This is a genomic window from Microtetraspora fusca, assembly GCF_001570365.1.
Taxonomy (GTDB): domain Bacteria; phylum Actinomycetota; class Actinomycetes; order Streptosporangiales; family Streptosporangiaceae; genus Microtetraspora; species Microtetraspora fusca.
Genome location: NZ_BBYK01000104.1, coordinates 1 through 9,711, shown reverse-complemented (window position 1 = coordinate 9,711; position 9,711 = coordinate 1). Strand labels below are relative to the sequence as shown.

The 9,711-nt window shown below is 70.6% G+C and carries 11 protein-coding genes; 6 read left to right on the top strand and 5 right to left on the bottom strand.

All coding sequences use genetic code 11. The features are described from left to right. Together AWQ68_RS40200 and AWQ68_RS40195 are read right to left on the bottom strand one after the other, a co-directional pair. A partial coding sequence (locus AWQ68_RS40200) for a YdeI/OmpD-associated family protein (RefSeq protein WP_066952003.1) occupies positions 1–353 on the bottom strand: 353 nt, incomplete at its 3' end. Between the two features lie 5 nt (positions 354–358). Next, positions 359–772 carry a VOC family protein gene (locus AWQ68_RS40195; RefSeq protein ID WP_066952002.1) on the bottom strand — a complete coding sequence of 138 codons (414 nt, stop codon included), beginning with the start codon at positions 770–772 and terminating at the stop codon, positions 359–361. A 90-nt stretch (positions 773–862) separates the two neighbouring features. On the opposite strand from AWQ68_RS40195, the gene AWQ68_RS40190 reads away from it, so the two are divergent. Both AWQ68_RS40190 and AWQ68_RS43905 read left to right on the top strand, forming a co-directional pair. After that, a complete protein-coding gene (locus tag AWQ68_RS40190; protein WP_066952001.1) occupies positions 863–1,795 on the top strand; it encodes a helix-turn-helix transcriptional regulator in 933 nt (310 codons plus the stop codon). Between the two features lie 278 nt (positions 1,796–2,073). Continuing rightward, positions 2,074–2,256 carry a hypothetical protein gene (locus AWQ68_RS43905; RefSeq protein WP_066952000.1) on the top strand — a complete coding sequence of 61 codons (183 nt, stop codon included), beginning with the start codon at positions 2,074–2,076 and terminating at the stop codon, positions 2,254–2,256. Positions 2,257–2,488: 232 nt separating this feature from the next. Here AWQ68_RS43905 and AWQ68_RS40180 read toward each other — a convergent pair whose 3' ends face one another. Both AWQ68_RS40180 and AWQ68_RS40175 read right to left on the bottom strand, forming a co-directional pair. Next, the gene (locus AWQ68_RS40180; protein WP_066951997.1) at positions 2,489–3,406 is read right to left on the bottom strand and encodes a hypothetical protein; all 918 of its coding nucleotides are present in this window, start codon (positions 3,404–3,406) and stop codon (positions 2,489–2,491) included. Beyond that, on the bottom strand, positions 3,403–4,431 hold the full coding sequence (locus AWQ68_RS40175; protein WP_066951994.1) for a nucleoside hydrolase: 1,029 nt from the start codon (positions 4,429–4,431) through the stop codon (positions 3,403–3,405). Before AWQ68_RS40175 ends, AWQ68_RS40180 begins: the two co-directional genes overlap by 4 nt. A gap of 430 nt (positions 4,432–4,861) precedes the next feature. On the opposite strand from AWQ68_RS40175, the gene AWQ68_RS40170 reads away from it, so the two are divergent. From AWQ68_RS40170 to AWQ68_RS40155, 4 genes are read left to right on the top strand one after another with little or no spacing between them, the layout of a single operon-like run. Next, positions 4,862–5,389 carry an RNA polymerase sigma factor gene (locus AWQ68_RS40170; protein WP_066951992.1) on the top strand — a complete coding sequence of 176 codons (528 nt, stop codon included), beginning with the start codon at positions 4,862–4,864 and terminating at the stop codon, positions 5,387–5,389. Then, positions 5,386–6,186, top strand: a complete 801-nt coding sequence (locus AWQ68_RS40165) for an anti-sigma factor family protein (RefSeq protein WP_066951990.1) — start codon at positions 5,386–5,388, stop codon at positions 6,184–6,186. Before AWQ68_RS40170 ends, AWQ68_RS40165 begins: the two co-directional genes overlap by 4 nt. Further along, a complete protein-coding gene (locus AWQ68_RS40160) occupies positions 6,183–7,028 on the top strand; it encodes an ABC transporter ATP-binding protein (RefSeq protein WP_066951988.1) in 846 nt (281 codons plus the stop codon). The genes AWQ68_RS40165 and AWQ68_RS40160 overlap by 4 nt, the downstream gene beginning before the upstream one ends. Next, complete coding sequence (locus tag AWQ68_RS40155) at positions 7,025–7,855, top strand: hypothetical protein (protein WP_066951986.1); 831 nt, start codon at positions 7,025–7,027, stop codon at positions 7,853–7,855. Before AWQ68_RS40160 ends, AWQ68_RS40155 begins: the two co-directional genes overlap by 4 nt. A gap of 448 nt (positions 7,856–8,303) precedes the next feature. On the opposite strand, the gene AWQ68_RS43900 is transcribed toward AWQ68_RS40155, so the two are convergent. After that, positions 8,304–9,711 (bottom strand): hypothetical protein (locus AWQ68_RS43900; RefSeq protein WP_066951984.1); only part of this gene is annotated, 1,408 nt, incomplete at its 5' end.

Here is a 9,711-nt window from a genome sequence, read left to right as displayed (position 1 = left end):
GCGGGCCAGCGGCCCGCGGTTTTGGCGGTCTCGATCGCGGCGCGGCCTGCCGGGCGCATCCGGCCGGCGGCCGTCAGCGCCTCGGCCTTCGCGACGTTGATGCTGGACCAAGGGCTTCGGCGGGTGCGCGGCGAGTAGCGCTGCAGGTAGTAGTCGCCGTCGAACGCCCTGCGGTGGCTGTCGATCCAGCCGTGGCACAGCGCCTCGTCCAAGGCCTCGTCGAGGGTGACGGTCGTCGCGTTGCCGTTCTTCTTGGCGATCATCAGCCAGACGTCGCGGGCGGTCTCGTGGTGCTCGGCGAGCCATGCACTCCAGGCGGCGGCGTCGTCCAGGAGCAGGGCGTTGTCGGTCATCGTGGTCAGCCCTTCCGGCCCGCGAGGACGTCCATGTAGTGGTGGTTGACCATGACGCCGAGGATGTTGCCGAACGGGTCGCGCACCGAGGCGGTGACGAACCCGGGGCCGCGCCCGGTCGGCTTCTCGAACGGGGTGGCTCCCATCTCCAGCAGCCGCTCCCAGGTCGCCTCCAGGTCGTCGACGGCCCAGTAGACGATCGCTCCGCCGTCCTCGGTGCTCCAGCCGTCCGGAGCGAACCGCGCGTCGATGATGCCGAGCTCGTGCTGGTAGTCGCCGACGCGGAACTCCACGTAGGCCGGGTCGCCCTGCTCCGGCCGCTGGAAGTAGGCCCGCACGCCGAGGAACTCGGCGTACCAGTCACGGGCGGCGACGACGTCATGGGCATAGAAGCTGATGGTGGTGAGTCCGCGGAGCATGTCCTTCTGCCTTCCGTTCGGTGGCTTGTGAGATCGATGCTTCCAGGCAAAGTGCTCATCGAATGAGCACTTTTCTGGCATCGTCGAAGCGTGAGAGCGGATCGTCTGGTGGCCGTCCTGCTGCTGATGCAGTCGCGCGGCCGGGTGACGGCGGCGGAGATCGCCGCCGAGATGGAGGTTTCGGTCGCCACGGCCCGCCGTGACCTGGAGGCCCTGTCGGCCGCGGGCATCCCCGTCTACCCGCAGGCCGGACGCGGCGGCGGCTGGGCACTGCTGGGCGGCGCCCGCACCGACCTGTCCGGGCTCAAGGCCTCCGAGGCCAGGGCGCTGTTCCTGCTGCTCGGCCCGGCCGCCGCGATCGCGCCGGAGGCCAAGGCGGCGCTGCGCAAGCTCGTGCGCGCCCTGCCGTCGACGTTCCGGCAAGAGGCCGAGGCGGCGGCGGACGCGGTCGTGGTCGATCCGGCCCGCTGGGGCGAGCACCGCCGCGCGCGGCCCGTGCTCGTCGATCTGCTGGAGGACGCGGTGGTTCGGCGTCGAAAGGCCCGCCTCACCTACTCCGGACGGGAGCGCGTCGTCGCGCCGTTCGGCCTCGTCGACAAGGACGACACCTGGTACCTGATCGCCGGAACCCCCGGCGGACGGCAGACCTTCCGCGTCGACCGGGTCACGGACGCCGAGGTGACGGAGGAACCGGCCGAGCGTCCGGCGCACTTCGACCTCGCGGCGGCCTGGAACGAGGTCGTCACCGCGATGGAGACACGGCGCGCGACGACCACCGCCACCGCGACCGTCGACGCCCGCCACCTGCCCGTCCTGCACGACCGCTTCGGCCGCCACTGCGAGGTGATCTCCCAAGGCGAGCGGGTCCGTGTCACGCTCACCGCGCCGACCGCGCTGGACATCGCCCGCCAGCTCGCGGGCTGGGGCGACCTCGTCATCGTGGAGGGCCCGCAGGCCGTCCGGGACGAGTTGGCGAAGCTGGCCGCCCAGCTCACCACGTTGTACGGCCGACAGGACCAGTAGCCCTCGCCGACGACGACGCCGCCCGCGAGGCGTTCGAGGCACGCACCAGAACCGAGCGGTACGCCATCATCCTTCCCGCTGCTCAAGGCGGGCGGCAGCGACCGCCGCGCCGTCCTGCCGGCCCGCGCGCTCACACCCACACACCAGTAACCCCGCCTCGGGTTCCCCGTCGAGCGCACCACCGGCCGGCGCGTCACCGACGACAGTGCCGGTGGCCGTGACCATCACGGCGGCGAAGCCGAGGCCGAGCGAGGCGAACGCCGCGACGGTCGCCGCCCATGCGTCGACCGGCCGCGCATGCGACCGGCGACGACGACCGCCTCCGCCGCCTGCCGACGGAAGGTATCCGCGTCGACGACATCCGCGAGGGGGAGGTCTCCCTCGACCGGCTCTGGCTGGCCGTGCACCCCGGCGAGCCCGTCCCACCCGGATATGACTTCCGCATGTCCGAACCCGCATGAGCGGAGGCTGTGGGGCTCTACCGCGGAGCCCCACAGCCGCCGAGCCGGTCTGGTCGGAAGACCTTGATGCCGTTGTCGCCGGAATGGTGCGGCCTGTGTCCGTTGCAGTGGTTCGGGTACCGGCGGAGTGTCGGGGGCGGGTGGCGTTCGCCGAGGATCAGCTCAAGGTGCCTAAACGGGCGGAGGAACCTCCGCTCTCCAAAAGCGGGTGCCGCAGACACCCGATCTGTCTTTACTGCGGCACCTCTACCCCTCCTGATGCCGAGCGGGCCCGTCGGCGGAGGAGGCCCCAGGGCAGGACAGTCAGGCCCCAGATGAGGGCCGCGACGCCCCAGATCGTGCCGGGGCTCGCCGGGTGGTCGGGGTAGCTCATGGCGAGGGCGCCGAAGCTCATCGAGGCGATACCTGACGTGACCGCAGGAATCGGGTGTCCCCAGGCGGCCAACGCGACCAGCGCGATGCCCAGGGCCGCCTGGACCGGCCAATGGTCCAGCCCCATCGTGATCTCCATCGGTTCACGGCCCTCCGCGGCGGCCCGGACCATGTCGGCGGCGTACCAGATCCAGGGGAGTGCCGCCGCCGCCGCGAGTGCGAGCGGCAGCCGGGATCGGGGGTTCGGGACGGCGCCCCATCGGCTGAGGACGACGCCGAGCACCCCCACAGCGCCTACGACGCCCAGCCACGCCGCCAATGCGGCCTCGCCGAGCACCATAGCCGCGGCTGCGCCGGCGAACGGGGCGACGGCGAGAACGAGATGCCAGGTCCGCGGTCTGCCCGCGGTCGTCCAGCCGCGGAGCATCGCGGCGAGCACTCCCACGCAGAGTCCCAGAATCGCGGTGACGGCCAGAAATGCCGGCTGGCCGGCGAGCACGCCGGTGAGGCCGATCACCGTCCCGACGACGATCACTTCCCCAAAGGCCGCGGCCCGCGCCGCGGGATTGAGGAAGACGACCAGGAACGGCACGGCCACCAACAGGGAGAGCACCAGCCCCCAGCCGCCCTCCAGCACCGACGCTTGGACAAACGCGGGCGACGGTGCGGCGATGGGGACCGCGAGGTCCACCGTCCCGAACCCCGGATAGACCGCGGCTCCGATCGCGAAGCAGAGGGCGAGGGCGCGCGCGGGCCACGCGAGACGGGATGCGTTCATGAGGTGCGTCCTCCGGTGAGGCGGTCGACGTAGATGTCCCAGAATCTTGCGGCGTCGACGTGGCTGACGACGTGGGCGGGGGAGACGCCCTGGACCGCCTTGCCCGTCGCGGGCTCGGCGGAGACGGGGCGGTCGCTTGTGTCGGTGACGATGTCGGGCTGGAGGAAGACGGCCGCCGCGACCGTGTCCCAGACGGGCATGCTGTACGCGGGATCGCCCGCGAAGATCGAGCCGTGCAGGTTCCGCAGCGGCTTGGAGAGGGGCGCCGCTGGGGCCGCGACCAACCTGTCGTAGATCTCCTTGTCGTACAGGAGCTCCTGGCAGGCGTCGAGGGGGATGACGGTCTTTTCCCTGAAGGGAGCGTCGAGCGCGATCTCGGCGGCTCGGGGGTCCCACCACCAGTTGAACTCGGCGTCCTTGGTGACGCTGCCCGGCACGTCGAACGCCCCGCCCATGAACACGACTCCCTTGACGAGGGGCACGATCTCGGGATGGTCCTCGATGGCGCGGGCCAGGTTGGTGGCCGGGCCCAGGGCCAGGATCGTCACCTGGTGCGGATTGCTCTTCACCTGGTCGGCGATGAACTCCGAAGCCGTGGCGTCCCTCGGTTCGGTGGTTGGGTATCCCAGACGTGGTGTCTCGCTCAGGTTCCGGTAGCCGAGGGGACGGGGGCGGGCCAGCGCGCCGGCGTAGGGGAGGGAACGGTAGTTCTTCCCGTCGGGGCGGGTCCGTGGGTCCGCGGTGGCTCCCCGGATGACCGGTATGTCGGTGCGGCCCAGCAGTTCCAGGAGCCGCAGGGCGTAGGCAGCCCCCTCCTCCGGCCAGGTGTTGCCGCCGACCGTGGTGATCCCGAGCACCTCGACCCGGGAGGAATCGAGCAGCATGGCCGTGGCCAGCGCGTCGTCGTTGAGCTCGCCGGGGTCCTCGTCAATGATGATCTTTCCCGCGCCGGGGGGCAGGTGCAGCGTGGCGGGAGCCGAGCACGCCGCCAGCGCGACCGCGAGCAGGATGATGAACTTTCTCACGCCGACCTGTCGGGAAAAAGGGCGAATTTGGTTCGATGAACCGGTCAAACCCTCCGCGGCAACGGGTTCGCCTCTGCCGTGCAGGACTGGCGGTTCGACTCTCGTCGCCCGGCTTCCGTCATCATCCATGAGCACCACACCAGCCACGGAGACCCGCCGCCCCCGGGGAGCGCGGGTGCGCGGATGGCCTGCCTGACGGTTCCGTTCTAGCGAAACAATTGGACGAGTACGGCGCGTGCAGTACGGGCGATCTCTCCAGGCCGTCGCCGGCGGCGACGAGCGCGCCCGGAGACGCCGCACGGCGGCCACACGCCGTGGCTCGCCCCGCGTCGGCCCCCTTCCCTTGGGTGAGCCTGTCGTGAACCGTATGGCGGTCGCAGCGCGACAGAGGACCGAGGGCTATCGAGGCACAGACCGACAGGCAGAGGCGATGAACGATAAGGCGGAGTGGAGTGACGCTCGATTACTGGGCGCGGTCGCGGATGGGGACCGGCGTGCGCTGGAGGTCGTGTACGAGAGGCACGCGCCGTGGCTCCTGCTCCGGCTGAGTCGACGGTGCGCCGACCAGGCGGTCGTGGACGAGGCCGTGCAGGACACGTTCGTGGCGGTGTGGCGCACCGCGAGCAAATGGAACGGCAAGGGGGAGGCGGCCGCGTGGATCTGGGGGATCGGCATACGCCGGTTGCTGGATCTGCTGCGCAGGCGGCCCCTCGTGGTGTCGCCGGCCTATGAGCAGATCATGGTGTCGGCCGAGGAGCAGGTCCTGCTCGGAATCGAGTACGGCGATCTGGGCCGGGCGCTGGACAGGTTGTCGCCGGAACTACGGGCGGTCGTCCAGGCCACTGTGCTTGACGGGCTGACCACGCGGGAGGCGGGGAAGCTGCTGGGCATCCCCACGGGGACCGTCAAGACGCGGATGATGCGTGCGAAAGCCCTGCTGAGGGAGGAGTTGGCATGACCTGGCACATGGACGGCGGCCTGGCGACCAGGTACGCCGACGGGGATCTCGACGCGACACTGGCCGCCTCGGTGGAGGCCCATCTGCTGGCATGTGCGCAGTGCAGGGGGCTGCTGGCCCCCCAGGTGCCGCGAGCGCGGCTCGACCGGGTGTGGGATGAGATCGCCGAGGCCGTGGACAGTCCCGTTCCCGGGCCGTTCGAGCGGCTGCTGCGTCTGGTCGGCGTGCGCGATCACACAGCGCGGCTGCTGGCCGCGGCCTACTCGCTCCACCTGTCGTGGATCTCGGCCGGCGCGCTCGTCCTCCTGTTCGCGGTGCTGGCCGCCAGGGAGACGACCAGATGGGGCCTGGTCGGCTTCCTCGCCCTGGCGCCGATCGTGCCGGTCGCCGGAGTGGGCTTGGCCTACGGCCGCGGGGCGGACCCGGCATACGAGATCGGACTGGCCGCGCCGTACTCGGCCTTCAAGGTGATGCTGATGCGCGCGGCCGCGGTGCTGGTCACCTCGGCGCTGCCCGCGCTCGTCATCGGCTTCGCCCTGCTCGGTCAGAACTGGACCGTCGCCGCTTGGCTGCTGCCCGCGCTGGCGCTCACATCCCTGTCCCTTGTGCTGTCCCGGTGGTTCGAGCCCGCGCATTGCGCGCTTGCGGTGTCGATACTCTGGCTCGCCGGGATCGCCGGCACGAACCTGCGCGAGCCGAGCCTGGCGATGTTCAGCACCGTTGGGCAGCTCGGCTACCTGACCATAACGGTCGTTTCCGGCGTGCTTCTGGTAGCGCGCCGCAAGGAGTTCTCATGAGCGTGGTCGTCGAAGGTCTGACGAAGGCCTATGGCCGGAGCAGCCATGCCCTGAACGGGCTCTCGTTCACCGCCGGGGTCGGCGTGAACGGCCTGCTCGGCCCCAACGGCGCGGGCAAGACCACGCTGATCCGCCTGCTGGCGACCGTGCTCACGCCTGACGGCGGAACGATGCGGTTGCTGGGCAGGGATCCGGCCACCGAGCGGTCGGCGATCCGCCGCAGGCTTGGCTACCTGCCACAGGAGCCGGGTTATCACCGTGGCTTCACCGTGTTCGAGTTCGTCGACTACGTGGCGATCCTGAAGGAGATGGCGGACCGGCGTGCCAGACACGACGAGGTACGCAGGGTGATCGACGCGGTCGGGCTCACGGACGTGAGCGGCAAGAAGATCCGGGCCTTGTCAGGAGGCATGCGGCGGCGGGTGGGCATCGCACAGGCCCTGCTCGGCGAGCCGGAGCTGGTGCTCCTCGACGAACCGACGGCCGGGCTCGACCCCGAGGAGCGCCTGAGGTTCCGGGAGCTGATCTCCCGGATCGGCGAGAACCGCACGGTGATCCTCTCCACCCACCAGATCGAGGACGTCGCCGCGCTGTGCGCCAGAGTGGTCGTGCTCAAGGACGGCAGAAGCGCGTTCGAGGGAACACCGGAGGAGCTGCGAGCCCTCGCCAAGGGCCATACGTGGCTCGGGGAGAAGAAGGGGGGTCTGCTCTCCTGGCGTACCGGCGAGGGGGTCTTCAGGAGTATCGGCGTCCCGCCCGAGGGCGCCCGACTGGTCGAGCCGACCGTCGAAGACGCCTACCTGCTGCTGCTCGGTGAGGCCGCTCTGGTGGCGGCCGGATGACCGGCGCTGCGCGGGTCGTCCACGGCGGGTCGCGCTCCGATGTCCTGGCGGCGATGGCGATCAACGAGATGTGGCGGCTGCTGCGCCATCCGCTCCATCTGCTGGGCGCGGCGCTGTGGAGCCTGGCGATCGCCAAGAACGCGTGGGACGGTCCGCGGCCCGCGTTCAGCGATCTGACCGAGCCGATGACGCTGTTCTGGGGGGTGCCCGTCTTCTTCGCTGCCAACCTGGTCGCCTCCGCCGCCCGCCGGGCCGGCGCGGAAGAGATGCTGGGGGTTCTGCCACGTGGGCGGGCGGAGCGCACGGGGGCGCTGGGCCTGGCCGCGTTCGGCCCGTTCCTCGTGGGCGTCGCCGCGCAGGCCCTCCTGTCCTTTCTCTATGTGGCCACGGGAAACCAGTTGGAGCGGTTCCCGACGGTCGCGGAACTCGCGTGCGGGCCGCTCAACCTGCTCGGCGCAGGCCTGCTCGGGGTCGCGATGGCCCGGTGGGCGCCCTGGCCGGGGGCGTCGGTGCTGTCGATGGTCGTGCTGGTGAGCTTCAACCTCGTCGTGAACACCACGGGGGCCGGGTACGGTGACGGGGTCGGCCCCTTCTACCTGCTGGGCTTCTACGCCGACTTCGCGGTCTGGGGGCCCGCGCCCTCCCTGGCCGCCGCGGGGTTCAACCCCGGCTCGACCGGCTGGCACGCGGTCTACCTGTTCGGCCTGTGCCTGGGGGCCGGCGCGCTGGCGATCCTGGCCGACTCCTCCCGCCGCCTGTTGTGGTCGGCGGTGGGCTTCGTGTCCGTGCTGGTCGTCGTCCTCGCGGGAATCTGGCAGCTGCCGTGACTTCACAGTTGCGCTTGCCATGCCTCTTGTCCTTGATGGGAGCTCGCTGGCTGACAAACTGAGTGACAACGCATCCGTACGCCCGAGGACTCCGATGGACTGCTGGGGATCGTTTTCCCAGTTCAGAGCCACTGAACTGCCGTGCGATTGGATGGGTTGGGGTTGCCTGGGGGTCAAGGGGGCGTGGGTTCAAATCCCGCCGTCCCGACTGTGTAGTAGCAGGTGAGAGCCGTGATCACGTAAAAGGTGATCACGGCTCTTCTGTTTCTCGTTGCTCGTTTGCTGCTCGGACGCGGTGTCAGTTGCTGACACCCGGGTGCCTGTCGTTGTCGCAGGCTGCCGCCTGTTCCAGGGGCTCATGGACGTGTGTCGCGGCGCTGGCTGGCCACCGGGGAAGCGGGGTCCGGTTCGTCTCATGAGAGCCGGGCCGGACCCCGTGATCGACTGGTCAGTGCGGCCAAGGGAAGCCGAGGCGGTCGGCGTACTCTCGCGAGCCGCCGACGACCTTGGCATAGGTTTTGGGATCGGTGTGGCGGAGGCGGTCAGCCAGATGAGCGACCTGGGCGTCGAGGTCGGTGCCGTCGAGCGGGATGACCCATTCGAACTGGAGCCACGGATCGTCGCCATCCCACGATGAAGGATGGCGCGGATGCCAGAAGCTCATGCTGACCGTGTCCTGCTCCTCGTTCCGCGCGTACACGCGACCGAGATCACACTCCCAGGCCGCGAGCGGTTCCGGCTGGTCACGTAGGCGCCGGTCGAGCTTGCGCGCCAGGCTGCGGGCGGGCCACTCCCATCCGTGGTCGCGTCCGGCCTGGGCGATCGTCGCGGCGTACCGCTCCGCGTGGAAGCGGAACGGCGGCAACGTGACCGTTCCGTCGGGATCGCGCCAGTCGCGCCAGACGACGGTGTCGCCGTCGCGCACGATGGTGACGTAGAGGGCTCCGCAGCAGCCCTCGGTGCAGTACGCCTCGGCCAGCCGTACCTCGTGAGGCCGGTCGGTGGCCTCCAGAGCGCCGAGGAGATCCTCCGGCTGGTACGGCAGGCCCTTGTGGAACGCGTCCGCGATCACTGGCCGGCCGTTCACCAGCAGCCGGGTCTCGACCAGACCAGACCGGACGGGATCGGGGACGGCGACACGGATGGCCAGCCGGTCGTGCACTGCCTCGCCAGGCGACCCCCGATCGGGGAACGGCCTGGCGATGGCGCGGGTCGCCCAGCCTGCCCGCCAACGGGTCACCTGATCGGCGGAACGCCGCGCTTCCGCCAGCACCGGCGCCCAGCGCGGGGAGGCGATCAGACGGTCCAGCCGGCTGAGTGTGGTGGCGGGTTCTCCGGTCGGCCAGGGGAGGAGGGCGGCGGGGCCGGAGCGCAGTTCCTCGGCGAGGGTGATGAGCGCGGCGAGAAGGTCCAGTTCCGGCCTCGCTTCGGCGGCGTGTACCGCGAAGGCCGCGATCGCCCGGCAGACGTCGTGGTATTCGTCCGGGCGGGCCGGATAGCCGTCGGAGGAGCACAGGGCCTGAAGAAGCCTGCCGGCGGTGAGGATGATCTCGTTGTCGATGGCGGCGGCCTCCTCCAGGGCGTCCGCCAAGGAGACCGCTTCGGCGATCTGCACGGCGTCGCTCTCTGTCGGATGACGGCCGTCGGTGGCGTGGCGGAGCAGCCAGCCGGTGGCGATCGGGTCGCCGATGCGGCACATCGCCGCTACGGCCCGGGTGCGAGTGAGGGGTGACGCCCGATCGGCCAGCCAGATCAGGTCGGCCGCCACTTGGGGGATCGTCTCCAGGACGTTCACCGCCGTGGGGCCGAGGCAGGGCAGCAGGCCGAGCGTCCGGACGAGCTCGACGTCCTGCGGA

Excerpts from the sequence above, each read along its gene's own strand:
- AWQ68_RS40195 (WP_066952002.1), bottom strand. The coding sequence starts at position 772 with ATGCTCCGCGGACTCACCACCATCAGCTTCTATGCCCATGACGTCGTC.
- AWQ68_RS43905 (WP_066952000.1), top strand. The coding sequence starts at position 2,074 with ATGCGTCGACCGGCCGCGCATGCGACCGGCGACGACGACCGCCTCCGC.
- AWQ68_RS40180 (WP_066951997.1), bottom strand. The coding sequence starts at position 3,406 with ATGAACGCATCCCGTCTCGCGTGGCCCGCGCGCGCCCTCGCCCTCTGC.
- AWQ68_RS40170 (WP_066951992.1), top strand. The coding sequence starts at position 4,862 with ATGAACGATAAGGCGGAGTGGAGTGACGCTCGATTACTGGGCGCGGTC.
- AWQ68_RS40165 (WP_066951990.1), top strand. The coding sequence starts at position 5,386 with ATGACCTGGCACATGGACGGCGGCCTGGCGACCAGGTACGCCGACGGG.
- AWQ68_RS40160 (WP_066951988.1), top strand. The coding sequence starts at position 6,183 with ATGAGCGTGGTCGTCGAAGGTCTGACGAAGGCCTATGGCCGGAGCAGC.
- AWQ68_RS40155 (WP_066951986.1), top strand. The coding sequence starts at position 7,025 with ATGACCGGCGCTGCGCGGGTCGTCCACGGCGGGTCGCGCTCCGATGTC.